The organism is Streptomyces sp. NPDC046925, from assembly GCF_040644915.1.
Taxonomy (GTDB): domain Bacteria; phylum Actinomycetota; class Actinomycetes; order Streptomycetales; family Streptomycetaceae; genus Streptomyces.
In genome coordinates this window covers 1-25523 of sequence record NZ_JBEYWZ010000010.1, presented here as the reverse complement: position 1 = coordinate 25523, position 25523 = coordinate 1, and the positions used below count along the sequence as shown (strand labels likewise).

Genomic DNA, 25523 nt, shown 5'->3' with positions numbered 1-25523 from the left:
CCCAAGGCCCATCCCCCCATCAGCGCGGGCCCTCACGCCCGCCCCGGCGCCCACCGATCCACGCGGACACGGCGCCGACGTCCGCATGCCCCGCGAAAGGACCCCATGAGCACCAACCACCCTCCACGGCTGCCGAGCACCCCGAACGCAGACCTGCCGGACGCAGACCTGCCGGACGCAGACCTGCCGAACGCAGACCTGCCGGACGCGCGCCGGCGCCGCAAGATCCTGATCGCCGTCTGCATCGCCCTGATGGCCGTGATCGCCTCGGTGTCCGGGCTCAACGTCGCCCAGCCCGACCTGGCCCTGGCCTTCGGCGCCTCGCAGAGCACGATCCTGTGGATCATCAACATCTACACCCTCAGCCTGGCCGCACTGCTCCTGCCGCTCGGCGCTCTCGGCGACCGCTGGGGCCGCAAGCCCATGCTGCTCGCGGGCCTGGCCGTCTTCGGTGTCGCCAACGTGGTGGCCGGACTCGCCCCGTCGGCCGAAGTGATGCTGGCCGCACGCTTGTTCAGCGGCGTCGGAGCAGCGATGATCATGCCCATCACGCTGGCCGTCATCACCTCCACCTTTCCCGCGGAAGAACGCGGCCGGGCGATCGGGGTGTGGACGGGCGTGGCCGGCGGTGGCGGCATCCTGGGCATGTTCCTCTCCGCCGCGCTGGTCGACGCGGCGAGCTGGCGCTGGCTGTTCGTCCTGCCCGTCGCCCTGGTCGTCGTGGCCCTCGTCATGGCGCTGCGCTTCGTGCCCAACACCCGTGAGAAGCCCGGACACCGGTTCGACACCGTGGGCGCGCTGACCTCCGTCGTCGCGGTCGTCGGTCTGATCTTCGTCCTACAGGAGGGGCCGGAGCGGGGCTGGACCGCCCCTGTGACCCTGCTCAGCCTCGCGGTCGGCGCCCTGGCCGCCGTCGGCTTCGTGGCGTGGGAGTTGCGCCGCCGGGATGCCGCGCTCCTGGACGTGCGTCTCTTCGGTCAGCGCTCGCTGGCCGGCGGTTCGGTCACGCTGCTCGCGGTCTTCGGTGTGCAGGCCGGCATCTTCGTGGTCCTCTTCCCCTTCTTCCAGGCCGTGCTCGGCTGGTCGGGGCTGCTGTCCACGCTGGCGCTGATGCCCATGGCCGTGCTGATGATGATGACGTCCGGCCTTGCGCCCCGGCTGGCCGCGCGCATCGGCGCACGGCCGACCATGGCGGCAGGGATCGCGCTGGCCGCCGCCGGTCTGGCGCTCATGGCCGCTCTCGTCTCCGTCGACGGCGGCTACCTCTCCGTCCTGCCCGGCATGCTCGCCATGGGGGCCGGTATGGGTCTGTCGATGACTCCCGCGACCGAGGCCATCACCAGCTCCCTGCCGCGCGAGCGCCAGGGAGTCGCCTCCGCGCTCAACGACGTCACCCGGGAGTTCGGCACAGCGCTGGGCGTCGCCCTGCTCGGTGCGCTCCTGTCGGCCGGCTACCGCAGCGCCATCGACTCCCGGCTTCAGGGCATCCCCCGCGACGCCGCCGACACCGCCCGCGAAGGCGTCGCCAACGCCATCGGTGCCGCGGACGGAACCGGAGCCCGCGCCGGGGCGCTGATACGTGCCGCCCAGGAGTCGTTCGTCGACGGCTGGCAGCAGGCCATGTGGGCAGGCGTCGCCGTGATGACCGCCCTGTTCCTCTACATCCTGGCGCGCGGACCGCGGCGAACGGCCCAACTGATGCCGGAGGAAGCGGACATCGCAGCGGGAACGGGCTCTGCGGCAAATCCCAACTGAACGAGTGATCTAAACACTCGGACGAGTGACGCTCCTTGCTGGGTCGCCGACGGTGTTGTGACCATCGCCGGATGGACGGACAGAAGCGGAAGGCCGAGCTGGACGGCGTCGCCGAGACGACGCTGTGGACGTTGCACCACCGCGCTCTGGCCGCGAAGGACCCCGGCTCGGCACTCCTCGACCCGAAGGCGATCGAGGTGATCGACGCCGTCGACTACCCCTTCGAGAGCCGCTTCGGCACCGGCAACTGGGGCCTGGCCCAGGGAATGGCGGTACGGGCCCGCTGCTACGACCGCGAGGTGCGACGTTTCCTCAGGGACCATCCGGACGGCACGGTCGTCTCGCTGGGGGAGGGCCTGGAGACGCAGTTCTGGCGGGTGGACAACGGAAGAGTCAGCTGGCTCGGGGTCGATCTGCCCGAGGTCGCGGCGCTCCGGCAGCGGTTGCTGCCGGACGCGCCGCGTCATCGCACGCTGTCCTGCTCGGCCACCGATCCGCGGTGGATGGACGAGGTCGACGCCTCGCGCGGGGTGCTGATCCTGGCCCAGGGGATGCTGATGTATCTCCCGCGGGACACGGTCCATCGGCTGTTCGAGGCGTGCGCCGCGCGCTTTCCCGGCGCGGAGCTGGTCTTCGACACCCCGCCGGCCTGGATGGCCGCCCGTACGGCACGGGGCCGGTGGAGCTATCCCGCGGGGTATCGCCCGCCGCCGATGCTCTGGGGAATGACCCCGAAGGAACAGCGCAAGCTGCGCGCGGTGCACCCGAACATCGCCGCCGTACGAGCCGTGCGCGAACCACGGGGCCGGGGCTTCCTCTGCGGGTGGCTGCTGCCCCTGGCCAACTTTCTTCCCGCGGTCCGCGCGCGCAGGCCGCTGTGGGTCACGCGTCTGTCGTTCGGTCTGACGGAACATCACCAAGGAGTCAACAGATGACGGATCGCTTGCAAGCCGAGCGGGAGCAAGCCCACCTGTGGGCTCCGCGCGAGCCGCGCCGGGTGCGCCTCGACGAACGGCCGTCGCGCCCGCCGGAACAGCGTGCCGTGCTCGTCGAAGGCGCCACCCTGCGACTGCGGGAGTTCCTGCCCGGCGACGTCGAGGGCGTCCTGGGAATCTTCGGCGACCCGCGCACCACCCGCGAGTTCGGCATGCCGCCCTTCCGGCGCCCCGACGCCGAGGCGCTGGTCGAGCAGGCGAGGGCCGGTGCCCGGCGCACGCCTCGCACGCACTACCGCCTGGGCGTCAGCGAGATCGCCACGGGCGAGTTGATCGGCTCGGCGAAGCTGATCATGGAGGACCAGTCGGGCGAGGGCGGGATGGTCCGCGTCGGCTACCGCAGCGCGGAGGTGGGCCTTGCCCTGCGCGCAGACCGGGTCAGCGTGGGCCACAGCGTCGAGATCGGTTTCCTGCTGGGCGTCCTGGGCTTCGACCGCCTGGGACTGCACCGTGTCTGGTCGGGCTTCATGCCCTCCAACATCGCCGCGCAGCGGGCCATCGAGAAGGCCGGCATGGTGCGCGAGGGGCGGCTGCGGCACTACGGGCATGTCGACGGGGTGTGGCACGACATCGTGCAGTACTCCATGCTCGAGGACGACTGGAAGGCGCTGCACGCCCACTGAAGCGTCGCGGGCCGCGAAGGGGCGGACTTGCCCGGCAGTCGCGCCGTGCCGCACCGCTTCCCGGCGCGCCCACCCTATTTGTCTCTTACTTGCAGATATGCATGAGTCATGACCTTTTTGGTCCTGGCTCACTTCGTCGTCGCGCTCTGCGCGGCCCCGCTCGTCCGCCGTGCCGGCCCGCGCGCCTTCGTCGTCCTCGCGCTGCCGCCCGCGGCCGCGCTCGTCTGGGCGCTGTGCCAGTGGTCCACGGTCACCGGCGGCGGAGCAAGGAGCGAGGCCTGGACGTGGATCGAGGCCTACGACGTCGACGCGGCGTTCCGCCTCGACGCGCTGGCCCTGGTGATGGTGCTGCTCGCCGCCGGGATCGGGGCCCTGGTCCTGCTGTACTGCGGCAGCTACTTCGCGCCGGGGACACGGCAGTTGGGCGCGTTCGGCGGCAACCTCCTCGCCTTCGCCGGGGCGATGCTGGGCCTCGTCCTCGCCGACGACCTGATGATCCTGTATCTGTTCTGGGAACTGACGACCGTTTTGTCCTTCCTTCTGATCGGATACGACAGCGAGAAGCGGGCCAGCCGCCGCTCCGCGCTGCAGGCCCTGACGGTGACCATGGTGGGCGGCCTCGCCATGTTCGTCGGGTTCCTGATGCTGGGGCACGCGGCCGGCACCTACCGGATCTCGCGCATCCTGGAGTCGCCGCCCGCCCCCGACGCCACGCTCTCCGCCGCCCTGGTGCTGATCCTGGTCGGCGCCCTGGCCAAGTCGGCGGTGTGGCCGCTGAGCATGTGGCTGCCGAACGCGATGGCCGCTCCCACCCCGGTCAGCGCCTATCTGCACGCGGCGGCGATGGTCAAGGCCGGCGTGTACCTGGTGGCGCGCCTGGCCCCCGCGTTCGCGGACGTGACGCCGTGGCGGCCGGTGCTCCCGATCCTGGGCACGGCGACGATGCTGCTCGGCGGCTGGCGCGCGCTGCGCCTGAACGACCTCAAGCTCGTCCTCGCCTACGGGACGGTCAGCCAGCTCGGCTTCCTGATCGTCCTCGCGGGCGACGGCACGTACAACACCGGGCTCGCGGCCGTCACGATGATCCTGGGGCATGCGCTGTTCAAGGCCCCGCTGTTCCTGGTGACCGGGATCGTCGACCACGCGGCCGGGACACGCGACTTGCGGCGCCTGTCCGGTGTGGGGCGGTCGCTTCCCTGGGTGGCCGCGGTCGCCGTCCTCGCGGGCGCCTCCATGGTCGCGCTGGTGCCGCTGCTCGGCTTCGTGGCTAAGGAGGCAGCGTTCGAGGCGCTGTGGCACGGCAGCGTCGCCGAGCGGTGGGTGCTCGCGCTGATCGTGGTCGGCTCCGCGCTCACCACCGCCTACACCCTGCGCTTCCTGTGGGGCGCCTTCGCGCGCAAACCGGGAGTCGCCGACAGCGCCGTGCACCGTGTCGGCCCGCTCTTCCTCGCCCCGCCCGCCCTGCTGGCCCTGGCCTCCCTGCTTCTTGGCCCGGGCATCGGGTGGGTGGCGCCGCTCTTCGAGGCGTACGCGGCGCAGTACACCCTCCCGGCGCACCCGTACCACCTGGCCCTGTGGCACGGCTTCGGACCCGCGCTCGGTCTGTCCGCACTGGCCTGGGCGGGCGGCGCGGCCCTGTTCGCGGGCCGGGACACGGTGGCGGGATGGGGGCGGAGACTGGCCTGGCCGAAGGCGGACGAGGCCTTCGGGCGGACCGTGCTGGGTGTCGAGCGCATGGCGCTGCAGGTGACGGGCGCGGTGCAGAAGGGCTCCCTGCCCGCGTACGTGGCCACCGTCCTGGGCGTCATGCTCGCCGGTCTCCTCGCCGTCCTGGTGACCGACCGCCCCTGGCACGGCGCCCCCGCGCCCCGCGCCTGGGACACCCCCTGGCAGGCCGCGGTCGCCGCGCTGACCTGCGCGTGCGCCCTGATGTGCCTGGTGGTGCGGCGCCGCATGAAGGCGGCCGTCCTCGCGGGCCTGACCGGGTACGGCACGGCGCTGCTGTACGTCGTGCAGGGCGCACCCGACCTGGCGCTCACCCAGTTCGGCGTGGAGACCGTCTCGACCGTGGTCCTGGTCCTGGTCCTGCGGCGCCTTCCCGTGCACTTCGGCGAGACGCTGCGCTCCTGGCGCCGCGTGGCCAGCCTGCTGATCGCCCTCGCCAGCAGCCTCGTGGTCGCCTGCGCGGTGTGGCTGGCGGCGGCCGCGCGCACCGCGGATCCGGCCGGGGCCGCCATGACCGAGGAGACCGCCCACCACGGACTGAAGGATGTCGTGGCGACGATCCTGGTGGACTTCCGCGCCTGGGACACCATGGGCGAATCGGCCGTCCTCGCGGTGGCCGTCCTGGGCGTCACCAGCCTGCTGTACGTCCACCGCCGCCAGGGCCCGGCACCGGGCACGCCGCCCGCGCTGCCCGGCGGAGTCACGGCCTGGTCGCTGGCGACACCGGCCATCCAGGTGCCGCCCAAGTACCGGCAGACCGCGCCCGAGCGCAGCTGGCTGACGGCCGGTGACACCCTGGCGCCCGAGCACCGCTCGGTCGTCTTCGAGGTGATCGCCCGCCTCGTCTTCCACCCGATCCTGATGCTCTCGGTCTACCTGCTGCTGTGCGCGGAGAACCTGCCGGGCGGCGGATTCGTCGGCGGCCTCGTCGCCGGGGTGGCCCTGATGATCCGCTACCTCGCGGGCGGACGCCACGAACTGGAGGCCGCGGCGCCGCTGCATCCCGGCTTCTTCACCGGCCTCGGTCTGGCCCTGTCCACCGGCATCGCGCTCCTCGGCCTCGCCGACGGGACGGTGCTGCACGCCTGGACGTGGCACGGACACCTGCCGCTCATCGGCGACTGGCACGTGGGCACCGCCGTCCTCTTCGACCTGGGGGTCTACCTGCTGGTCCTCGGCTGCGTCCTGGACATCGTCCGCGCCCTCGGATCGAAGATCGACCAGCAGACGGAACACAGAGCCGGGCTCGCCTTCGCCAAGGAGGGGGACCGGTGACCGTCAGCCTGACCCTGCTGATCTGCGCCGTCGTCCTGACCGCCGTCGGCGCGGTCCTCCTGCACACCCGCAGCCTGACCCGCGTGCTCATCGGCGTGATCGTCTGCGGCAACGGCGTCAACCTCCTGGTCCTGGCCACCACCGGACGCGCCGGGGTCCCGCCCCTGCTCTATCCGGGCGTCGCGCACGCCCGGGTCACCGATCCGCTGCCCCAGGCCATCGTCCTGACCGCCGTCGTCATCACCCTGGCCACCACCGCGTTCGTCCTCGCGATGGTCTACCGCAGCAGCCAGCTGACCGGCACCGACTTCGTCCAGGACGACGTGGAGGACCGCCGCGTCGTCCTGCGCGCCGAGATCGCCGAGGAGCGCGCCGAACTGCGCGAGCGCCACCGCGGCGAGGGACCGCGCGCCTGGCGCGACGAGCGCCGCGAGCAGCGCCGCCGACTGCGCGAGGATCGCGCCTTCCAGGCCCGCGCCCGCGATGCCCCCGGTGACCTGTGGGACGACATCCTCGGCGCGGACCCGCCGCAACCGCCAAGCCCCGTACGGCAGGAGAACGACCCCCGTTGAACGCCCTCGTCCCGCTGCCCGTCGTACTGCCGCTGACCGCGTGCGGCCTGAGCATGTTCATCGGGCCCCGGCTGCGCATGCTGCACCGGCTGATCGGCGTCGGTGTCCTGGCCGCCGTCCTGGCCGTCGACCTCATCCTGCTCGTCGGGGCCGACCGCGGCGGCCCGCTCGTCGTCCACCTCGGCGACTTCGCCCCGCCCCTCGGCGTGACCCTGGTCGCCGACCGGCTCGCCGCGCTGATGCTGACCGTGTCCGGCGCCGTCACCCTCATCGTGCTGGTCTACGCGCTCGGCCAGGACATGGTCGACCGCGAGGAACGCGCCCCGATCGCCGTCTTCCACCCCGCTTACCTGGTCCTGGTCTCCGGGGTCTCGCTCACCTTCCTCGCCGGCGACCTGGTGACCCTCTACGTCGGCTTCGAGATCATGCTGATGGCCAGCTTCGTGCTGCTCACCCTGGGCGGCACCGAGCCGCGCCTGCGGGCCGGTTCGACCTACGTCGTCGTCTCGCTCGTCTCCTCGCTGGTCTTCCTCGCCGGGATCGCGGTCGCCTACGCCGCCTGCGGCACCGCCAACTTCGCCCAGCTCGCCGTCCGCCTGGCCGACGTGCCCGTGGGCGTCCGCACCCTGATCGAGGCACTGCTGCTTACCGTGTTCGGCGTCAAGGCCGCCGTCTTCCCGGTGGCCGCCTGGCTGCCCGACTCCTACCCGACCGCACCCGCCCCGGTCACCGCCGTCTTCGCCGGACTGCTTACCAAGGTCGGCGTCTACTCCATAATCCGCGCCGAGACCCTGCTCTTCCCCGGCAACCGGCTCTCCACCCTGCTGATGGCGGTCGCCTTCGCGTCCCTGCTGATCGGCATCCTCGGCGCCGTCGCCCAGACCGACCTCAAACGGCTGCTGTCCTTCACGCTCGTCAGCCACATCGGCTTCATGCTCTACGGCCTCGCGCTCGGCAGCCGCGGCGGCATCGGCGGCGCCATCGTCTACACGGCGCACCACATCACCGTACAGACGACGCTGTTCCTGGCCGCCGGGCTGCTCGAAAGGCGCTACGGCAGCACCGAACTGACACGCCTGGGCGGCGCGGCACGCACCGCGCCCCTGCTGGCCGCGCTGTGGTTCGTGCCCGCCATGAATCTCGCCGGCATCCCGCCGCTGTCCGGCTTCCTCGGCAAGCTGGGCCTGATGCAGGCCGGCGCGGCGGACGGCGGAAGCGAGGCGTACGTGCTGCTCGCCGCGTGCGCCGTCGCCAGCCTCCTGACGCTGTACGTGATGGTCAAGGTCTGGAACCTGGCCTTCTGGCGGGCCACGCCCGCCCATCTCCCCCTGGAAGGAACCGTGCTGGAGGCCACCGACGACACCGACGGCCCCGATGACACCGATCACGCGCCACCGGTGGTCAAGAGCACCGGCGCCGTGGCCGTCGCCCCCGCGTCCGCCTGCGTGCGCACGACGGCCCGGGTGCCGTACGTGATGATCGGCGCGACCGTCGCCGCGGTGCTGCTCGGCCTCTCCTACACCGTGCTCGCCACCCCGCTGGCCGGTCTCGCCGACCGCTCGGCCGCCGAACTCCTGGCCCGCACCCCCTACGTCACGGCGGTGCTCGGCCCGTGAGCTCTCCTGTGTCCCCCAGCCGCCCGCGCCGCCTGGACCCTTCCCTGATCGCCTGGCTCACGGTGATCTGGATGCTGCTGTGGTCGGGGCCGACCTGGGGCAACCTCGTCAGCGGCATCCTGGTCGCCGTCGCCCTGTGTCTGGTCTTCCCCCTGCCCGCCGTCGAACTTGCCCTGCGCCTGCGCCCGCTGGGCATCCTGCGCCTGGCCGGGTACCTGATCTACGACATGGTGGTCTCCAGCGCCACGGTGACCCGCCAGGCCCTGGGCGGCCGCAAGCGCCCCGCCGCCGTGATCGCCGTCCAACTGCGGTGCCGCACCGACCTGATGATCGCGGCGACCGCGGTCGCCGTGTCCTGCGTGCCGGGCGGTGCCCTGGTCGAGGTGAACGCCGCCACCGCCACCCTGTACCTGCACATGTCCGACGCGGACGACCACGATGCGGTGCGCCGCACCCGCCGCGACGTGTGGCGCCTGGAGGCCCTGGTCGTACGGGCCTTCGGCACCCGCACGGAGATCAAGCGCGTCGCCGCCGAGCCCGAACCACCGCCCGCTCCTCCCGGCTCACCCGGACCCCCCGCGGCTCCCGAACCCCCTGCTGATCCTGCTGCTCCCGCTGCTCCCGCGCGAAAGGACTCCGGGCCGTGACCGTTGCGGACGACATCCTGCTCGATACCGCCCTCGCGGTGATCCTCCTGGCGGGCGCCCTGCTGCTGATCCGTATCTGGCGCGGCCCGTCCATGCTCGACCGCGCGGTGGGCGTCGATGTCGCCGCGGCCCTGATCGTGGCCGGGATCGGGGTCCAGGCGGCCTCCACCCGGACCCGCTACTACCTGTCGATCATGCTGGTGATCGCCTTCCTCGGCTTCACCAGCTCGGTGGGCATCGCCCGCTTCATCGCCGTACGCGACCGCCCCAACTCGCCCAAGGAGGGCCCGTGAGCACCTGGCACCACGTGGCCGACCTCACCGGCGCGGCCCTGCTGCTCATCGGCGCCCTGGTCTGCCTGACCGGCGTCATCGGCCTGCTGCGCCTGCCCGACGTCCTGGCCCGCAGCAGCGCCGCCACCAACCCGCAGACCCTCGGCATCATCCTGCTCACCGCGGGCGTCGCGCTGCGGCTGCGCTCCTGGGTCGACCTGGGCACCCTCGCCCTGGTCGTCTTCTTCCAACTCCTGACCAACCCCGTCGCCGCACACCTGGTGGCCCGCGTCGCCTACCGCACGGGACAGACCGGCGACTGCGCCCTGCTCTTCGACGAACTCGGCGGCGCAGCGACGGGCGCTTCGAAGCGCGAGGAGCGGCCCTGAGCGGGGGAGGGCAGAATCCTGCACTGTGACGATCACCGAGCGCGAACTCAACCGGGCGACCCTCAGCCGCCAACTGCTGCTGCGACGCGAGCCGTTGTCCGTCCAGGAGGGCGTGCGGCGCGTCGTCGCACTGCAGGCCCAGCAGCCTGCCTCGCCCTATCTGGCCCTGTGGAACCGGCTCGCCGGATTCGCCCCGGCTGAACTCGATGCCGCGTTCGGCGGGCGCTCGGTGGTCAAGGCGACCCTGATGCGGATCACGCTGCACGCCGTGCACGCCGAGGACTACCCCGCCTTTCGCGCGGCGATGCAGCCCACGCTCTACGCCGCCCGGCTGGGCTCCCGCTTCGCCGCGGCGGGGCTGAGTCCCGCCGATGCCGACGCGCTGGTGCCGGAGGTGCTGGCCTTCGCCCGCACACCGCGGACCTCGGCAGACATGCAGGCGTGGGTCGAGGAGCGGCTTGGCGCCGACAAGAAGGACGGGGCGTGGTGGGGATTGAAGGGCTACGCACCGCTGCACCACGCCCCGACGGACGCACCCTGGTCGTTCGGCCACCGGCCGTCCTTCGTCGCAGCACCGAACGGACCCGTCCCGACGGGCAGAGCGGCGGACCCGCAGGCGCTGCGCACCTTGATCCTGCGCTATCTGGCGGGGTTCGGACCCGCGTCCGTCGCGGATGTGGCGCAGTTCGCCCTGGTGCAGAAGACGCCCGCCCGTGCGGCGCTCCTCGCCCTGGGCGACGCCGACGCCGTGGAACAGCTGCAAGGCCCGGACGGCAGCGTGCTGTTCGACGTGCCGGGCGCGCCGCGGCCGCCCGCCGACACTCCCGCGCCTGCCCGGCTGATGGCCATGTGGGACAGCGTTCTGCTGGCGTACGCCGACCGCGGCCGGGTGATACCCCCGGCCTACCGTCCCCTGGTGATCCGGCGCAACGGCGACGTACTGCCCACTCTCCTGGTGGACGGCCATGTCGCCGGCGTGTGGCGGCCGGTGAACGGCCGTATCGAGGCCACGGCCTTCCACCCGCTGACCCCCGCCGCCTGGGAGGGACTGGCTGCCGAGGCCCGGGCCCTGACGGTCTTCCTCGCGGACCGCGAGGCGGCCGTCTACAGCCGGTACCACCACTGGTGGGCCAAGCTTCCCGAGGCCGAGACGCGGATTCTGTAGCTCAGGATCCCTGGCGTGAGGTCGCGGCCAGCGAGCCCAGGAGCGCGAGTGCCTCGCTGCTGGGCGAGGCCGGTTCCGCGTGGTACACGACCAGTTCCTGGCCCGGCGCCGCCCGGACGTCGAAGGTCTGCATGGTCAGCGTCAGCGGGCCGACCTCGCGGTGCTCGAAGCGCTTGCTCTCCAGCGCCTTGCCGCGCGCGTCGTGGCGGGCCCACAGCTCGGCGAACTGCGGGCTCTGCTCGAGCAGTTCACCCAGCACCTGCCGTACTCGCGGGTCGTCGGGCGCCGCCCCGTGCCCGAGGCGGAAACCGGCCACGGAGTTGCGCGCGACGTCGTGCCAGTCGCGGTAGAAGGCGCGGGCGTCAGGGTCGGTGAACACGACGTGCAGGAGGTTGCGCGAGTGCGCCCAGGAGTGGAAGAGCGCGTCGGCGATCGTGTTGGACGCCAGGACGTCGTACGCGCGGTTGTAGACGACGGCCGGATTGTGCGGCCAGGCATCCATGAGCGCCAGCAGGCTCGGCTCGACCCGGTCGGCGACGGCGGTGGCCCTGGCGCGCGGGCCGAGCCCGGCGAGCCGGAACAGGTGCAGGCGCCCGTCCTCGTCCAGGCGCAGAGCGGCGGCCAGCGCGTCGAGGACCTGCGCGGAGGGCGTGCGCTCCCGGCCCTGCTCCAGGCGTACGTAGTAGTCGGCGCTGACCCCGGCGAGCAGCGCCACCTCTTCACGCCGCAGCCCCGGCACCCGGCGGTATCCCGTGACGGGGAGGTTCACCCGGGCCGGGGTGATGTCGGCGCGCCGGGCCGTGAGGTAGGCCCCGAGCTCTGAGCGTGGCATGCCGCCATGCTAGATCCGCGCCCGGCGCGCTTCCCGGGTGCGCTGCACCCGGGAGAACGCCGCCTCTCCCGCGGGCGCCGGGTCCGCACCAGCCTTGAGGCCATGAACACACACCACACGGACAACACCGCGCCGAGCGACCGCAAGGTCGTCCTTGTCACCGGAGCCAGCAGCGGCATCGGCGCGGCAGTCGCCGCACGACTCGTACAGGAGGGACACCAGGTGGTGGCCGGTGCGCGCCGCACCGACCGCCTGCGGGAACTGGCGGACAGCACGAAAGAGGCGGCCGCCCGCTCCGGCGGAGCACTGGAGCCGGTACAGCTGGATGTGACCGACCGTGCGGACGTCACCGCCTTCGTGCAGGGCGCCCGCGAGGCCCACGGCCGCGTGGACGTCCTCGTCGCCAACGCCGGTGTCATGCCGCTGTCGCGCCTGGATTCCCTGCTCGTCGAGGAGTGGGACCGGATGATCGACGTGAACGTCCGCGGCCTGCTGCACGGGATCGCCGCGGCCCTGCCCGTCTTCACCGCGCAGGGGTCGGGGCACTTCGTGACGGTCGCGAGCGTCGGCGCCCACGAGGTCGTGCCCACCAGCGCCGTCTACAGCGGCACGAAGCACGCCGCATGGGCGATCACCGAGGGTCTTCGCCAGGAGTCCGACCCCTCGATCCGGGTCACGACGATCTCGCCCGGCGTGGTCGAATCCGAGCTCGCCGACACCATCACCGAGCCCGGCGCCGCCGAAGCCATGCGCACCTACCGGGCCCATGTGATCAAGCCCGATGCCATCGCCGGAGCCGTCTCGTACGCCCTCGCGCAGCCGTCCGACGTCGACATCAACGAGATCATCGTGCGGCCCGTCCGCCAGCGGTAGGCGACTCAGTCCTCGAAGGGTGCGGCGAGCAGCAGGTCCTCCACGGTGGGCACCGGGAAGTCGGGAATGTGGCGGCGGCCGACCTCGGCGAAGGGATGCATGAGCACCGACGTGGGCTTGGTGCGGCACAGCGACAGGATGTTGTCGATCGCGTCCTGCTTGAAGCCCTTCCTGGGAAAGGCGGTGAGTATCTCCTCAAGAATGTCGGACGGGATCTGCTGAAGGTCGTTCCCCGCGAAATCGAGGCCGGAGCCCACGCAGATCATGGCGATCTCCGGCCTCTTGCGTGTCGCGATGCCGACGCTGGTGTGCAGGGCGATCGCATCCCAGACGACCTCGACCCGCTCGGCCGGCATACGCCTGCTCCGCAGGAACCGCCGGGCGGCATCGGCACCGTCGACTTCGAAGCGTTCGGCCTGGGTCTGGTACGTCTCGACCAGCCCCAGGTCATGCAACGCCGCCGCCAAGAAGGCGAGTTCACGGTCGTAGCGGACGCCCCGCCGGTCGAACAGCAGCGCGCTGAAGACATAGGTCCGCATGACGTGATTGAAGAGCGTCTCGGAGGACACGCGGCGCACGAATGCGGCGGTCTCCACGGCCACCTCACTGGTGGGGATGCGGACTCCGGCCACCTCCTTCGGCAGGGCATCGGCCTTCGGATCCCAAGCGCCGGCGTGCGGTGCCGGTCCTGAGGCCGCGGCAGCGGGGGAAACGGACACCGCGGAGGCCAGCGCGGAGGCCGCGCCGATCGCGGCGAAACCGGCGCCGCGCTCCAGTGCGGTGCGCCGCGTGACGTGCTTCTTCTCGCTGTTCTGGCCGGGCGTGTTGCTCTGGTCGGGCATGTGCGTCGCTCCTTCTTCGGCGGCTGTTGCCACGACCCTATGAAGGGGGATGCCGACCTAAACAGTGGCGAAAATGCCGACAATCCCCGGATTCTCGCCAGTCGGACCCGCGGGCTCTCCGGGCTCTTTGGACTCTCCGGGGTCGGCCGAAACCATGCCGTGTACCCCCGCTTTCCCGCCTCAAGACAACGAAGCGGGAACTTCAGGCACAAGGACGGCTGGCGCGGCGGCGCGGTTGCCGCCCCCAAAACCTGCGCAGCAGGTCCTCGTTGGGCGGGACATGGACGACATCAGCGGCCCGCCGGCCACCTCCCCTCAGGGGCAACTCCTCACTGGTGCCTACTGGTTGGACGCCCCCGTGCATGTGGGCGATGAATGCAAGTGGTGCATGCTGTTGGTGCCGGAACGTGCCGCGTCCGAGCAGCGGGTCGGCTTGCCGGGCGAATGACACTCGCCGGGGCGAGCGTCAGCGCGGAACCGGCAGGACGGCCAACGGCACATGATGCTGACCGGCGTGGATGTCCCGATCGCGCAGCGAACCCTGACTGACGGGGCGCGGGAAGGAGATCTTGACAACGTTCAGCTGCGGGATGCGGAAGATGTCGATCTGGTCCGCGCGCACCCCGTAGAGCCGGGCGATGGTGTTCGCGTCGAGGAAGGTTTCGTCGGCGACGATGCGATAGCCGTCCGCGTCCCGCATGAACAGCTCCAGGGTGACCCAGAACGGGCCGGCGTTCTTGGACCGGATCTCGTGGGCGAGGTCCGCGAGCGTGATGTGAGGCGTCTCAGCCATGGCGCTTGGTCTCCTCGACGACGGTGCGGAACATGGCGGTGGGCGTGGGGGAGTCGACGACGTGGTTGAGGACGAACTCATACGAGGGGCCGCGCTCCGTCTCCGCCGGTGAGGTGGCGAAGGCGAGACTGGGCAAGTAGTCCATGTCGGGCGTCGGCAGGTGCAGCATCAGGGGGTTGGCGACCTTGGCCACGGCGGTCGCGGTGTCCTGGTCGGGAGCGTTGACCAGGAGCATGACCCCCACTTCCCGTGGCGGGCCGACGGCGGGGTCGAGTTCTTCGAGGACGGCGTTGTAACCGTAGAGGCGGATGTCGAATTCGTATGACCCGAGCGGGAGTTGGAGGGTCTGCTTGACCCGCTGCTCGATGACGGTGCGCAGGAGACCGGCCCACTCTTCGATGTGCGCGAGGATGTGGGGATCGCGGATCGCGGAGAACGACATCGTCTCGTAGCCGGTGATCCGGGCGCCTTCGAGCTTGATGGTGTGCTGGTCCGCGGTGTGGAAGCGGGAGCCTTCGACGCGGACGATGCGGTCGTCCACGGCCGAGTAGCGGGCCTCGCGGACGTCGAGGGTGCCGGCGGGTTCGCGCATCCGGAACGGGTCGGCGGTCTCGTAGAGCATGTGGGCGGCGACGGAGTCCGGAGTGCAGGCCGCCGTCGGGTCCAGCGGCTCGATGGTGAAGCCTCCCGCGTCGATGGTGGCGAAGACGCCTCCGGCACGGGGGTTGGTGGTGCACTGACCGCCGCACTCGACGATCTTGGATGCGTGCCAGGTCGGTCCGGCGGGCATCCCCTTCATGAGCGGGTACGCCGCGGCGACGGCGGTGTCGGTGGCACGGCCGGCGAGCACGACCCGGGCGCCGGCTTCGAGTGCGGCGACGATGGGTTCGTGGCCCATCATGCCGACGATGTGCGTGCAGCTCTCCAGTGTTTCGGCCCGCAGAGCGCCCAGGGGAGGCAGGGGGTGGACGCGGCCTGCGTCCAGGTGCCGGGTGAGGGTGCCGGCGTCCTGCTCGCTGTAGATGCGGGCGACGTCGAGGGCGAGGCCTTCCTCTGCCTGGATGCCGGCGACGATGCCCGCGACCCAGTCGACGCCGCTGTCGGTGCCGCTGGTGCCGCACGAGCCGACGATCAGGGGGATGTCGGCGCGTGCCGCCGCCTTGAGCAGGATGCGCAGGTCGTGGGCGACTTGGGCGGTGGTGGTCTTGGGTGTGGACGCGCCGAGGTAGTAGGGGCCGGAGTCGGTGCTGCCGCCGTCGACGGCGATCACGTCGGCGCCCAGTGCGAGGCCGCGCTCGACCGTCGCCTCGGCGAAGCCGGCGCCGAGCATGCCGCTGGGCACCAGGATGCCGACCGAGTCGACCGGTTCGTGGCTCATGGTCCTCCTTGTTCGCTGCTGTGTTTGGTGAAGTGGGGTCAGAGTCAGGGGTTTTCGTCGGGAGGCGCGTCGGCGTACAACAGCCCGGCATTGACGGCGCGTTGCGGGCGTCCGGCGAGCGAGGCCAGGAGTTCGGCCGCTCCCTCCAGACCGGCGGCGGCACGGGCCTCGGCGGTCTGACCGGCGAGGTGGGAGTAGACGACGATGCCGTCGACGCCCCGCAGGGGACTGTCGGCCGGCAGCGGCTCGCGGCCGACGACGTCGAGAGCGGCTCCGGCGATCCGCCCGCCGCGCACGGCATCGGCCAGGGCCGCCTCGTCCACGACGCCTCCGCGGGCGGTGTTGATCAGGAAGGCGTCCGGTTTCATCTGGCGGAAGGCCGCGGCGTCGAGCAGTCCGCGGCTGTGCTCGGTCAGCGCGGTGTGCACCGACAAGTAGTCCGCGCCGGAGAGGAGTTCGGGCAGGTCGACGAAGCGGACGTCGGGGTCGGTCCGCTCCGTCCGCGGGACACGGCTCGTACACAGCACGCGCATGCCGAACGCCCGGGCCAGCGGTACGACGGCCCGGGCGGCCGCGCCGTAGCCGAGCAGGCCGAGCGTGGCGTCGCGCAGTTCACGGCCGTGCTCGCGCGGCCAGCCGCCCGCCGCGACCGATGTGGCGCTCTGGACCAGTCGCCGCGCCGAGGCCAGCAGCAGACCGAGGGTGTACTCGGCGACCGCGTTGGCGTTGATCCCGGGCAGGTTGCTCACGGTGATCCCCAGGCGGGCCGCGGCGGCCGCGTCGATGGCGTCGTAGCCGACGCCGGTACGCACGACGACGCGCAACCGGCCCAGGCGCACGAGGACTTCGGCGGTCAGCGGTTCGTGGCCGACGAGCGCCGCGTCGGCGTCGGCGTAGGCGGCGACGATCTGCTCGGGGTCGTGGACGCCGGCGAGCGGGGTGTGCGTGGTGGTGTGCCCGCGCGCCCGCAGGCAGCGGTCGACCTCGTCCCCGGGACGCAGGTAGTCGGTCGTGATCAGGATGCGGGACACGTGCTCCTCGTTTCTGCTCCGGCGTTCGTTGCGTACGGGCCGGGTGCGCCGGGCGGTTCGGGGGACTGGGCGTGTCTGCTCACAGCGCGGCCGCGGCGACGCGTCGCCGGAGTGTGCCGATCCTGGCGACGACGGCGATGGCGACCACCGCGAGCAGACAGATGTCGACGAGCATCAGCGTCCACCCCGTGGCGTCGACCATCGCGCCGACCAGCGCCGGACCCGCGAATCCGCCGCCGGCCCAGCAGATGCTGTACATCCCGGCGTACGTCCCGAAGACCTGCGCGGAGGGGGCGAGGTTCCACAGGACCACCGCGGCGTTGACCAGGAAGCAACTCGCGCCCGCCGCCGCGATGCACAGGGCCACGGTGACCCCGGCGGGTGTGTGCAGGAGGGTGCCGAGGAGCATGGCGGTGGCGAAGACGGCCATGCCCGCGGCGATGACGCGCAGCCGGCCGTAGGACTCGGCGAACATCGCTGCGGGGTAGGCGGCCAGGATGAAGGCGATGCCGCTGGGCAGGGTCAGTCCGCCGGCGTCGCCGCGCGTCATGTCCAGGGTTTCCATCCCGAAAGGCGTGATCAGGGAGCGCGATGCGGCCCAGGCGCTGCCGAAGAGCACGATCGCGGCAAGGAGCAGCAACCGGCTGCGGTCGGGATCCGTGGCGATCTCCGCGAGCGTGGCGCGCACCCGCCGCCGCTGGTTCACGGTGTCAGGCGCTGCCTTGCTCTCGGCGACCGCGGCCTTGTAGGCGGGGGACTCGTTGTCGCGCACCGTGGCCGCGAGGACCGCGATGGAGATCAGCATGATGGCGGCGGGGATGGCGAACGCGGTCTTGGGGTGGTCGTCGATCAGCAGGATGCTGATGAGCGCGGCGGCGATCGTCGTCAGACTTGTGGCGATCTTGACCACCGCGTTGGCGCGGCTGCGGCGCTGCGGTGGGATGAAGTCGGGGACCAGGGCCTCGGCGACCGGCTTGAAGGAGTTGGCCACCAGGGCGTAGGAGAACATCAGCGCGATCAGTAGCGGAAGCGAGGCCGCGGTGTGCGGGATGACGGCGAACAGCACCGCAGCGACGGGCATGCCGACCACGAGGTAGGGCATCCGCCGTCCCCGCGAGGTCCGGGTGTGATCCGATCTGCTGCCGATCCAGGGCTGGATGAAGACGCCCAGCAGGTTGTCCATGCCCATCAGCATGCCCACCACCGCCGCGCTGGAGATGTGCTCCCTGAGCAGGGGCGGGACCTGGGACTCGTAGAAGTTCCAGGTCGACTCCTGTGCGAACACCGCGAGAGCGGCCAGCAGCGTGATCCGCCGTAACCCCGCTCGCTGCTCTGTCGGCCCCGTCGTCATGGACGTGTCCCTTCGCGCCACCGCTGAGGGCGGCGGCTGGTGGGTGGTGGTGGGAGCGCTGTCGGCGGGCGGGATGCCGCTCGCCGGTGCGGTCAGGGCTGCGTGCTCGACGTTTCGCGTACGTCGCCCGCCGCGGGCGCGGCACTGATGCGGGCAGCGATCGCCGTCCCCAGGCCGCTGGTGGTTCCGGGGCCGCCGAGGTCGGGGGTGAGGACGTGGGGCTGCTCGTCCAGGACGTCCTCGATCGCGGCCACCACCCCTGCCGCCGCCTCGTGTTCACCCAGGTGAGCCAGCATCATCGCGCCGCTCCAGATCTGGCCGACCGGGTTGGCGACGCCGAGGCCGGCGATGTCCGGTGCCGATCCGTGGACCGGTTCGAAGAGGCTGGGAAAGGTCCGCTCGGGGTTGATGTTGGCGCTGGGCGCGATGCCGATGGTGCCGGTGCAGGCCGGCCCGAGGTCGGAGAGGATGTCCCCGAAGAGGTTGCTGGCCACGACGACGTCATAGTGCTGGGGCTGCAGCACGAACTTGGCGGACAGGATGTCGATGTGGTCCTTGTCGGCCCTCACCCGCGGGTATTGCGAGGCCATCGAGGCCGCCCGCTCGTCCCAGTAGGGCATGGTGATGGAGATGCCGTTGCTCTTCGTCGCCCAGGTCAGGCTCTTGCGGGGGCGTGAGTCGGCCAGTTCGAAGGCGTAGCGCAGGACCCGGTCCACGCCAGTCCTTGTCATCACCGTCTCCTGGACCACCGTTTCCCGGTCGGTGCCCTCGAAGATCCGACCGCCGATGCTGGAGTACTCGCCCTCGGTGTTCTCCCGCACGACGTAGAAGTCGATGTCCCCTGGCCGGTGGTCGCGCAGCGGGCTGCGTACTCCGCGCAGCAGCCGGACGGGGCGCAGATTGATGTACTGGTCGAACTCGCGGCGCATCTGCAACAGGCTGCCCCACAGGGAGACGTGGTCGGGCACGACGTCGGGCCAGCCGACCGCGCCGAAGAAGATCGCGTCGAAGCCGGCGAGCACGTGCTTCCAGTCCGGCGGGAGCATCGTGCCGTGCCGCAGCCAGTGGTCGGCGCTGGCGAAGTCGAACTCGACGACGTCGAGTTCGAATCCGTGGACTTCGGCAGCCGCCCGCAGGCACCTGAGGCCTTCGGGAACGATCTCGCGGCCGATCCCGTCGCCCGGGACGGCGGCGATGCGATAGCGGTGCGGCACGGATGGACTCCTTGGTTCTGTGTCTACGGCGCCGACGGGCGGAGCACCGGCAAAGCCAGATCCGGCCGGGCGCAATGTGCAGACCCCACCTTGGCCAGCACAGATCGACCCCACAAGGCCGTGGTCGGCAAGGTAGGCTTCCGCTGTGGAAAGCATCCGCGGCCGGGGCGACCGCGCCGAGGCGGGCCGGTCGTCCATGGACGACCTGTGGTTCTTCCAGGTCGTCGCCTCGAACGAAACCCTCACGGCCGCGTCACGGGAGCTGGGATGCTCCCTGTCCGTCGTCAGCAAGCGCCTCACGGCGCTGGAGCGACGCCTGGGCGCCCGGCTCGTGCGGCGCGGACCCAGGCGCCTGGCTCTGACCTCCGAGGGCAGGCGCTACGCGGCGCGCACGCAGACGATCCTCGACCAGATCCGTGAGCTGGAGGACTCCCTCGCCGACCGGTCGGCCGAGCTGCGCGGCACGCTGGTCGTGGAGTCGACGATCGGCCTGGGGCGCGCACATGTGGCGCCGCTGCTGGGCGAGTTCGCCGCCGATCACCCGCGGCTGCACGCCCAGCTGCACACCTCCGAGCTCCCGCTGCGCCCCCACCGCCGCGCCTTCGACGTCGCCGTGCATGTGGGCGCGCCGCCCGACTCCTCGCTGCGTATGCGCCGCCTGGCGGCGAACCGCCGTGTGCCGTGCGCGGCGCCCTCCTACCTGGCCGAGCGCGGTGAACCGGCGGGCGTCGAGGATCTGGCCGGGCACAACTGCATCGTGCTGCGCGAGAACGAGGGCGACTTCGCGCTCTGGCGTTTCGGGGATGCCTCCGGGCCGCGTCATGTGCGCGTGCACGGCCATCTGTCGAGCAACGACGGCGACGTGGTGACCGACTGGGCGCTGCGGGGACGTGGCGTGATCATGCGTTCGGAGTGGCACGTCGCGCCGTATCTAGACCGCGGTGAGCTGGTGCGGGTGCTGCCGCAGGTGCCGACGCCGGCGGCCGACATCTATGCGCTGTACGGGGGCGACGAACATGTCCCGCAGCGGGTCAGCCGCTTCGTCGACCACCTGGCATCGGGCCTGCCACGCCGGCTGGCCGCGCCGGGCGGTGCGGATGTACCGCGGTGAGGGAAGCGGTGGCGGCAGGGACTGCCGTGGTCAGAATGGTGACCGGCAGATAAGTCAGTAGTCGTTGAGCCAGTCGCCGGGGATCAGGTCGCGCACCCGGTCCAGAGCCTCTCCGGTGCGCGCCCGGGCGTACAGCACCTCGCCTCCGTCGGCCCGCAACAGGACATCGGTTGCCGCGTACCAGCGGATGCCGGGTTCCCCCTCGCCGAGCGGATAGTCCGGAAGCGGCAGGCGCGTGCAGTGCTGCTCCAGTACGTCGATGCCGTCCGCGTCGAGATCGTCCAGGAAGTCGGAGAGTTCTTCGGGGGAGTGCAGGGCTTCCGCGAGGACGATCTCGACGAACGCCAGCGAGGTCCGCTCCAGCCAGCACTCCCACTTCTCCGCGCTCTTGTCCGCCAGGTCCGCCCGGATGAACACGGCGGGATCATCCGCCCCGAGGTCGGCGAGCAGGATGCCCCAGGACGCGGCGCCCTGATTCTCCTGCCGGAAGACCAGCGCCTCCCGCGCGCCATCCACGTACAACTCGTCCGGGGCGAGCAGGACATCGTGATTGCCGGTGAGGTCCCGGCGCCGACCGCACAACGCGTATGCCTCGCGCAGTGCTTGCGGCAGCCGAAGACCCAACCTCGCCTCGGCGGCGGCCAGTTCGCCCTCGCTCCAGCCGTCGCCTTCCGCCAGCGGGGTCGTCCAGTGCGCGGCGAACCCGCGGACGAAGTCCCGGGCACCTGCCCGGCCCGCGACGCCTGCGGTCAGCGCCCGGACCATGTCGAACTCACCTGTCATGCTGCGACGATAGTGACCCGCCGGAAACGGCCGGAGCCCCGGGCCGGTCCGGTACGCCTCGCACAAGTGAAATCGGGCAGCAGCGATACCAGCCTGCTGTACCGCAGTTCCAAGCGTCCGCCCCCGCAGATCCGGGCGTCCGTCCCCGTTGATCACTCCTGCTTATCGCTGCCTTGCGGAAATCTGCGTTGCTCCGGCCGATCACCCTGAACGAGACTCACCCCTGTCCCACCGGCCACCCACCCGCACCCGGCCGGGAACAGCTGCGGCCGTTCCCGCACGCATCGCAGCCGAGCACGATCTGGAGAGACTTCTGTGACCCCGGTATTGATCGACGAACACGCTGTGGCTGACAGCGAGGCCGGACCGTACGCCATCACCACCGGGCCGGACGGCGCCCTGTGGTTCACCCTCGTCCACAGCGGCCGGATCGGCCGGCTGATCCCCGGCGGCGAAGCTGTGAGCCACCCACTCGACCCCGCGTGCGGGCCCACCATCATTGCCCACGGCCCCGACGACGCCCTGTGGTTCACCCAGTACCAGGCACACCGGATCGGGCGGATCACCACCGGCGGCGACATCGACGACTTCGCGATCCCCACCCCGGGCTGCGGGCCTTTCGGCATCGCGGCCGGACCGGACGGTGCCCTGTGGTTCACCGAGACCACCGCCGACCGCATCGGACGCATCACCGTCGACGGGCGGGTCACCGAGTTCCCGCTCCCGGTCACCGGCGGGTTCCCCTCCGCGATCACCGCCGGTGCCGACGGCGCGATGTGGTTCACCCTCAACCAGGCCAACGCCATCGGGCGGATCAGCATGGACGGCGCGGTGACCCTGCACCCGCTGGCGACCGAGGGCGCCGCGCCGGTAGGCATCGCGGCGGGACGCGACGGGGCACTGTGGTTCGTCGAGATCGCCGCGGGCCAGATCGGACGGATCACCCCCGACGGGCAGGTCGCCGAGTATCCGCTGCCCGACCGCGCCGCCCGGCCCCACGCCATCACTGTCGCCGACGACGGCACCGCGTGGTTCACCGAGTGGGGCGCCAACCGTGTCGGCTCGATCACTGCCGACGGCACCATCACCGTGCACGACCTGCCCACGCCCGGCTCCGAGCCGCACGGCATCACGCAGGGCCCCGACGGCGCCTTGTGGACCGCTCTGGAGATCGGAGCGCTGGCTCGCGTCGCCCCCGTGGACAACGCCGCCTGACCAACGAGTCCCGCACACCCGTCAACGCCGACAACGGCCGCCCGCACGGCGGCCGGAGAGGACATGCACCATGAAATACGCACTCGTGATCTTCGAGACGGACGAGTCACGTCGCCGGATCCAGGCCGACCGGGACGCCTACCGCGCGGAGTACGAGAACTGGATCGGCAAACTCGCGGCGGCCGGGAAACTGGTCGGCGGTGACGCGCTGGACACCGAGCACGACCTGCCCGCGACCGTACGCAAGAGCGCCGACGGGGCGTCGTCGGTGACCGACGGGCCGGCCCACGCCGGGGAAGAGACCCTGGGCGGCTGGTTCGTGCTTGAGGTGGCCGACCGCGCGGAGGCCGTCGAACTGGCCAAGTCCCTGCCCACTCCGGAGACGATCGAGATCCGTCCGCTCCTCGAATCCGCGTGAGTCCTGCGGCCCGTGCACCGCGCGGAGTGCGCGGCGCACGGGCCGCCGGCCGGGATCGGCGATCACCCGTAGAGCGAGCGGCCTGCCGGGCTGTCGCCCCTGAAGTGCTGGCCCGCGGCGATCTCCTCGCCGATCACCGACCAGACGGTCTCGTCGTCCTCGAAGGGAAGCGGGTCAACGCCGCTCGTCTCCGCACGGATGCGCTCGACCTCGCCCTCAAGGCGCTCGAAGTCGGCCTCCTCGTCACCGTCGTCGCCGCTGAAGGTGAACTCCTCCAGCAGGCGCTGGAACCGGAGGGCGACCTGGACGAGCGATGAGACGTCCGTGTGCAGTTCCCGCACGGTCTCCTCGTCGGGGTCGAAGGCGTACACCTTGCCGGAACCGGGGTCGAGGGCGAGATGGGCGTTGAGCAGCCAACCGAAGACGGGCCACTCGCCCGCGTCCTGCGAGGCGTCCTCGAAGTCCTCTACGTCGACGACGTCCCGGACGAGCGCCAGCCGACCAGACTCCTCGTCGGGCTCACGCAGATGGAACATCTCGGTGGGCACACCGACGGTCTGCAGGACGCGGGCACCCTCGCTCTCCGCGGCGGAGGGCGGAAAGGCGGTCGCGGCCAGGACCGCGAGCCGGTCCTCGCCGAAGATGCCGGCGAGTTCGCCGCGGGTGACGTCGAAAAGCACTGCTGAACTCCGAACTCGGCGGCGCCGGTGGCGCCGTCGGACATGTCCTCCTGAATGAACCAGTCAGGTCAACGTGAAGCCTAGACCGGCCGAAGACGCAGACGTCAGAGAGGCAGGGACCGGCGTGGGCGGCGCGCGGTCGGTGCTTTCGTCAGGTGGAGGGTTGCCAGACGCGTAAGAGGTAGGCGGCTTTCGCCGGGTGCAAGCCGGTGGTGGCGGCCACGGTGGGCACGGAGCAGCCGAGGCCGTGGTGCAGGACGACCGCGTCGTACTGCGTCGTGGAGTCGGTGTTGAGGTCCAGGGGGTGGTGGCGGCTGCGGGTGTGGTCGACCAGCCGGTCCCAGGCGTACGCGGCGGGACTGCGGCGGCTGATCACGTAGGGCCAGTGGATGACCAGATGGCCCAGGGTGCGGGCCACGGCCTCCGCGGCGTCGTCGCCGGGCAGGTGGAGGCGTGCGTAGCCGAGGTAGCAGTCGTAGTGCAGGTCCCTGAACGCTTCGAAGGCCAAGGGCAGGGTCAGCGGGACGGCACCGGCGGCGTCGAGGTGCGTCGGCTCGGGGTCGGGCGGCGGTTGGGGCCTCCTGCGCCGGGGCGTGGCCGGCTGGATGGTGTGGGTGGCGAGCATGGGAGTCACCCGAAGGATTCGGCGGGCAGAGCGGGCAGAGGCACGCTCGGGCGTGCGGCGTCCGGGAGAGCGGTCTTGGCCGCGTTCCACAGCGGACGCACCGTGTCCGGTCGGCCGTGCAGGGCGGTCACGAGCCGGTCGACGGTGTCCCACTCCGGGACCGAGGCGCCGCCGAACGCGACGGCTATCTCGGCGGCCGAGAGGGCGTATTGGGTGCGGGCGCTGAGCTGGCTGTAGCTGGGGCTTGCGTTGGCGAGCAGCAGGCCGCGCAGTGCGGCGGGCAGGGAGGACTTGGCGGGCGGCTTCTCTCCGCGCGCGGCGTCCCACAGCGGCCTGAGGTCCTCCGGTGCCGCCCCCAGAGCGAGCGTGAGGCGGTTGGCGACCTTCCAGGTGGGCAGCCGCTCGCCGCTGAAGATGCGCGAGACGTAGGACGCGGACACGCCGGCCTCCTGGCCCAGGGAGCGCTGGGATCGGTCGTGGGTCCGGTGCAGGTGGGACAGTGCCCGTCCGAGGGCTGAGGCGGGGTCCGCGGCGGCGCCGGGGGAGCCGCCCGGGTCCTGCTCGGAACTCGCGGCGGACGGGGGCCGGTGCGACGGGCGCTGGCGCGGGAGTTGCCGTGCCCCCGAGGGCTGATGGGTGGGCGGCGGGGGCTGGAGCCGGGCCAGGCGTGTCTGGCGGCGGCGGTTGTTCGTCTTGACCGACCATTTTCGGCTGACCGTGTCAGGAGTGACGCTGAGGGCGCCGGCTATGTCAGAAGCCTTCCTCTTATTGTCGCGGGCCTGTGTCACGGTGGCGGCCGTCAGGTCGGCCAGGTCGCTCTCGAGCTGCCGTAACTGGCGCAGGGCGCCCAGCGGTTGACCGTCGCGCACCAGCTTGTACACCGTTTCCATGCGCCGCGAGCAGTCGTCGGCGACCTGGACGGCGTACTCGTGGTTGGTGGCCGCCGCGGGCTCGGCGGGGTGCCGCTTGCGGTAGGCGCGGCCGCAGGAGTCGGAGCAGTAGCGACGGGGCCGACCGGCCCGGGCGCCCCCCTGTTCGACGATGTTGGGACAGGACGGGTTGGCGCATGCCGCGGGTCCCTGATCCGAAGCAGTCATGAGTGGTAGTCCCTTTCGGGGATGCATCCCCCGTGCCGTGCAAGGGGGGTGGAATTGGGGGGTTCCGCAAAGCGCGACGGGCCCCGGGGTGCGCGCCGTACCCGGCCAGGGCCCGGCGGCAGCGAGGTCGGAGACCCGGTGGTGGGCGGGTCCAGAATGCCGAGGGTCGCGCGGAGGCCTGCCTCGGGGATGACCGGGAAGATGTTCGCGTCCCGGTAGCGTTCCTCGATCTCGCTCCAGTCGTAG

General features: G+C 71.5%; 25 protein-coding genes and 1 pseudogene. 14 read left to right on the top strand and 12 right to left on the bottom strand.

Annotation, left to right across the window (positions count from 1 at the left end; translation table 11 throughout):
* Positions 1-105: 105 nt before the first annotated feature.
* The 10 genes from ABZ906_RS32110 (at position 106) to ABZ906_RS32065 (ending at position 11034) form a co-directional block, all read left to right on the top strand.
* Positions 106-1755 (top strand): MFS transporter, encoded by a 1650-nt coding sequence (locus ABZ906_RS32110; protein ID WP_361388858.1) that lies wholly within the window; start codon positions 106-108, stop codon positions 1753-1755.
* A gap of 71 nt (positions 1756-1826) precedes the next feature.
* A complete protein-coding gene (locus ABZ906_RS32105) occupies positions 1827-2690 on the top strand; it encodes a class I SAM-dependent methyltransferase (RefSeq protein ID WP_361388855.1) in 864 nt (287 codons plus the stop codon).
* The gene (locus ABZ906_RS32100) at positions 2687-3373 is read left to right on the top strand and encodes a GNAT family protein (RefSeq protein ID WP_361183611.1); all 687 of its coding nucleotides are present in this window, start codon (positions 2687-2689) and stop codon (positions 3371-3373) included. The genes ABZ906_RS32105 and ABZ906_RS32100 overlap by 4 nt, the downstream gene beginning before the upstream one ends.
* A gap of 108 nt (positions 3374-3481) precedes the next feature.
* On the top strand, positions 3482-6373 hold the full coding sequence (locus ABZ906_RS32095) for a Na+/H+ antiporter subunit A (protein ID WP_361388852.1): 2892 nt from the start codon (positions 3482-3484) through the stop codon (positions 6371-6373).
* Positions 6370-6945: a Na(+)/H(+) antiporter subunit C gene (locus tag ABZ906_RS32090; RefSeq protein WP_361388849.1), complete on the top strand. Its 576-nt coding sequence runs from the start codon at positions 6370-6372 to the stop codon at positions 6943-6945. Before ABZ906_RS32095 ends, ABZ906_RS32090 begins: the two co-directional genes overlap by 4 nt.
* Positions 6942-8561: a Na+/H+ antiporter subunit D gene (locus ABZ906_RS32085; RefSeq protein ID WP_361183606.1), complete on the top strand. Its 1620-nt coding sequence runs from the start codon at positions 6942-6944 to the stop codon at positions 8559-8561. Before ABZ906_RS32090 ends, ABZ906_RS32085 begins: the two co-directional genes overlap by 4 nt.
* Positions 8558-9208, top strand: a complete 651-nt coding sequence (locus ABZ906_RS32080; protein ID WP_361388846.1) for a Na+/H+ antiporter subunit E — start codon at positions 8558-8560, stop codon at positions 9206-9208. Before ABZ906_RS32085 ends, ABZ906_RS32080 begins: the two co-directional genes overlap by 4 nt.
* The gene (locus ABZ906_RS32075; RefSeq protein WP_361183602.1) at positions 9205-9501 is read left to right on the top strand and encodes a monovalent cation/H+ antiporter complex subunit F; all 297 of its coding nucleotides are present in this window, start codon (positions 9205-9207) and stop codon (positions 9499-9501) included. The genes ABZ906_RS32080 and ABZ906_RS32075 overlap by 4 nt, the downstream gene beginning before the upstream one ends.
* Entirely contained in the window at positions 9498-9869 is a 372-nt protein-coding gene (mnhG, locus tag ABZ906_RS32070) for a monovalent cation/H(+) antiporter subunit G (RefSeq protein ID WP_361388843.1), read from the top strand. The genes ABZ906_RS32075 and mnhG overlap by 4 nt, the downstream gene beginning before the upstream one ends.
* Before the next feature lie 25 nt (positions 9870-9894).
* Positions 9895-11034 carry a winged helix DNA-binding domain-containing protein gene (locus tag ABZ906_RS32065; RefSeq protein WP_361388840.1) on the top strand — a complete coding sequence of 380 codons (1140 nt, stop codon included), beginning with the start codon at positions 9895-9897 and terminating at the stop codon, positions 11032-11034.
* A 1-nt stretch (position 11035) separates the two neighbouring features.
* Here the strand turns inward: ABZ906_RS32065 and ABZ906_RS32060 are convergent, their stop codons facing one another.
* Entirely contained in the window at positions 11036-11866 is an 831-nt protein-coding gene (locus tag ABZ906_RS32060) for a helix-turn-helix transcriptional regulator (RefSeq protein ID WP_361388837.1), read from the bottom strand.
* Positions 11867-11968: 102 nt separating this feature from the next.
* On the opposite strand from ABZ906_RS32060, the gene ABZ906_RS32055 reads away from it, so the two are divergent.
* The gene (locus ABZ906_RS32055; protein WP_361183597.1) at positions 11969-12739 is read left to right on the top strand and encodes an SDR family oxidoreductase; all 771 of its coding nucleotides are present in this window, start codon (positions 11969-11971) and stop codon (positions 12737-12739) included.
* A gap of 5 nt (positions 12740-12744) precedes the next feature.
* Here the strand turns inward: ABZ906_RS32055 and ABZ906_RS32050 are convergent, their stop codons facing one another.
* The 6 genes from ABZ906_RS32050 to ABZ906_RS32025 all read right to left on the bottom strand — a co-directional run bounded on the left by ABZ906_RS32050 (position 12745) and on the right by ABZ906_RS32025 (position 19348).
* Positions 12745-13581 (bottom strand): HD domain-containing protein, encoded by an 837-nt coding sequence (locus ABZ906_RS32050; RefSeq protein WP_361388834.1) that lies wholly within the window; start codon positions 13579-13581, stop codon positions 12745-12747.
* 466 nt (positions 13582-14047) lie between these two features.
* Positions 14048-14374 (bottom strand): DUF4387 domain-containing protein, encoded by a 327-nt coding sequence (locus ABZ906_RS32045; protein WP_361183594.1) that lies wholly within the window; start codon positions 14372-14374, stop codon positions 14048-14050.
* Positions 14367-15752 carry an acyclic terpene utilization AtuA family protein gene (locus ABZ906_RS32040; protein WP_361388831.1) on the bottom strand — a complete coding sequence of 462 codons (1386 nt, stop codon included), beginning with the start codon at positions 15750-15752 and terminating at the stop codon, positions 14367-14369. The genes ABZ906_RS32045 and ABZ906_RS32040 overlap by 8 nt, the downstream gene beginning before the upstream one ends.
* A gap of 44 nt (positions 15753-15796) precedes the next feature.
* Positions 15797-16783, bottom strand: coding sequence for an NAD(P)-dependent oxidoreductase (locus ABZ906_RS32035; protein WP_361388828.1), 987 nt, complete (start codon positions 16781-16783; stop codon positions 15797-15799).
* Positions 16784-16862: 79 nt separating this feature from the next.
* Positions 16863-18134 carry an MFS transporter gene (locus tag ABZ906_RS32030; RefSeq protein ID WP_361388825.1) on the bottom strand — a complete coding sequence of 424 codons (1272 nt, stop codon included), beginning with the start codon at positions 18132-18134 and terminating at the stop codon, positions 16863-16865.
* A 92-nt stretch (positions 18135-18226) separates the two neighbouring features.
* A complete protein-coding gene (locus tag ABZ906_RS32025) occupies positions 18227-19348 on the bottom strand; it encodes a tartrate dehydrogenase (protein ID WP_361388822.1) in 1122 nt (373 codons plus the stop codon).
* Between the two features lie 145 nt (positions 19349-19493).
* Here ABZ906_RS32025 and ABZ906_RS32020 point away from each other — a divergent pair, with 145 nt between their 5' ends.
* A complete protein-coding gene (locus ABZ906_RS32020) occupies positions 19494-20459 on the top strand; it encodes a LysR family transcriptional regulator (protein ID WP_361388819.1) in 966 nt (321 codons plus the stop codon).
* 54 nt (positions 20460-20513) lie between these two features.
* Here the strand turns inward: ABZ906_RS32020 and ABZ906_RS32015 are convergent, their stop codons facing one another.
* The gene (locus tag ABZ906_RS32015; protein ID WP_361183585.1) at positions 20514-21242 is read right to left on the bottom strand and encodes an SMI1/KNR4 family protein; all 729 of its coding nucleotides are present in this window, start codon (positions 21240-21242) and stop codon (positions 20514-20516) included.
* A gap of 345 nt (positions 21243-21587) precedes the next feature.
* Here ABZ906_RS32015 and ABZ906_RS32010 point away from each other — a divergent pair, with 345 nt between their 5' ends.
* Both ABZ906_RS32010 and ABZ906_RS32005 read left to right on the top strand, forming a co-directional pair.
* Complete coding sequence (locus ABZ906_RS32010; RefSeq protein ID WP_361388816.1) at positions 21588-22457, top strand: virginiamycin B lyase; 870 nt, start codon at positions 21588-21590, stop codon at positions 22455-22457.
* Positions 22458-22527: 70 nt separating this feature from the next.
* Positions 22528-22875 (top strand): YciI family protein, encoded by a 348-nt coding sequence (locus ABZ906_RS32005; protein ID WP_361388813.1) that lies wholly within the window; start codon positions 22528-22530, stop codon positions 22873-22875.
* Positions 22876-22937: 62 nt separating this feature from the next.
* Here the strand turns inward: ABZ906_RS32005 and ABZ906_RS32000 are convergent, their stop codons facing one another.
* The 4 genes and pseudogenes from ABZ906_RS32000 to ABZ906_RS31985 form a co-directional block, all read right to left on the bottom strand.
* A complete protein-coding gene (locus tag ABZ906_RS32000) occupies positions 22938-23555 on the bottom strand; it encodes an SUKH-4 family immunity protein (RefSeq protein WP_361388810.1) in 618 nt (205 codons plus the stop codon).
* 151 nt (positions 23556-23706) lie between these two features.
* The gene (locus ABZ906_RS31995; RefSeq protein WP_361183581.1) at positions 23707-24180 is read right to left on the bottom strand and encodes a hypothetical protein; all 474 of its coding nucleotides are present in this window, start codon (positions 24178-24180) and stop codon (positions 23707-23709) included.
* A 5-nt stretch (positions 24181-24185) separates the two neighbouring features.
* Positions 24186-25277 carry a helix-turn-helix domain-containing protein gene (locus ABZ906_RS31990; RefSeq protein ID WP_361388807.1) on the bottom strand — a complete coding sequence of 364 codons (1092 nt, stop codon included), beginning with the start codon at positions 25275-25277 and terminating at the stop codon, positions 24186-24188.
* A pseudogene (locus tag ABZ906_RS31985) lies at positions 25274-25523 on the bottom strand (hypothetical protein); the annotation flags it as partial. The pseudogene ABZ906_RS31985 and the gene ABZ906_RS31990, both read right to left, overlap by 4 nt.

Bases quoted from the DNA above. Each gene is read 5' to 3' on its own strand.
- ABZ906_RS32005 (WP_361388813.1), top strand. From the start codon at position 22,528: ATGAAATACGCACTCGTGATCTTCGAGACGGACGAGTCACGTCGCCGG.
- ABZ906_RS31995 (WP_361183581.1), bottom strand. From the start codon at position 24,180: ATGCTCGCCACCCACACCATCCAGCCGGCCACGCCCCGGCGCAGGAGG.
- ABZ906_RS32100 (WP_361183611.1), top strand. From the start codon at position 2,687: ATGACGGATCGCTTGCAAGCCGAGCGGGAGCAAGCCCACCTGTGGGCT.
- ABZ906_RS32110 (WP_361388858.1), top strand. From the start codon at position 106: ATGAGCACCAACCACCCTCCACGGCTGCCGAGCACCCCGAACGCAGAC.
- ABZ906_RS32045 (WP_361183594.1), bottom strand. From the start codon at position 14,374: ATGGCTGAGACGCCTCACATCACGCTCGCGGACCTCGCCCACGAGATC.
- ABZ906_RS31990 (WP_361388807.1), bottom strand. From the start codon at position 25,277: ATGACTGCTTCGGATCAGGGACCCGCGGCATGCGCCAACCCGTCCTGT.
- ABZ906_RS32095 (WP_361388852.1), top strand. From the start codon at position 3,482: ATGACCTTTTTGGTCCTGGCTCACTTCGTCGTCGCGCTCTGCGCGGCC.
- ABZ906_RS32055 (WP_361183597.1), top strand. From the start codon at position 11,969: ATGAACACACACCACACGGACAACACCGCGCCGAGCGACCGCAAGGTC.
- ABZ906_RS32060 (WP_361388837.1), bottom strand. From the start codon at position 11,866: ATGCCACGCTCAGAGCTCGGGGCCTACCTCACGGCCCGGCGCGCCGAC.
- ABZ906_RS32030 (WP_361388825.1), bottom strand. From the start codon at position 18,134: ATGACGACGGGGCCGACAGAGCAGCGAGCGGGGTTACGGCGGATCACG.
- ABZ906_RS32105 (WP_361388855.1), top strand. From the start codon at position 1,827: ATGGACGGACAGAAGCGGAAGGCCGAGCTGGACGGCGTCGCCGAGACG.
- ABZ906_RS32015 (WP_361183585.1), bottom strand. From the start codon at position 21,242: ATGACAGGTGAGTTCGACATGGTCCGGGCGCTGACCGCAGGCGTCGCG.
- ABZ906_RS32040 (WP_361388831.1), bottom strand. From the start codon at position 15,752: ATGAGCCACGAACCGGTCGACTCGGTCGGCATCCTGGTGCCCAGCGGC.
- ABZ906_RS32050 (WP_361388834.1), bottom strand. From the start codon at position 13,581: ATGCCCGACCAGAGCAACACGCCCGGCCAGAACAGCGAGAAGAAGCAC.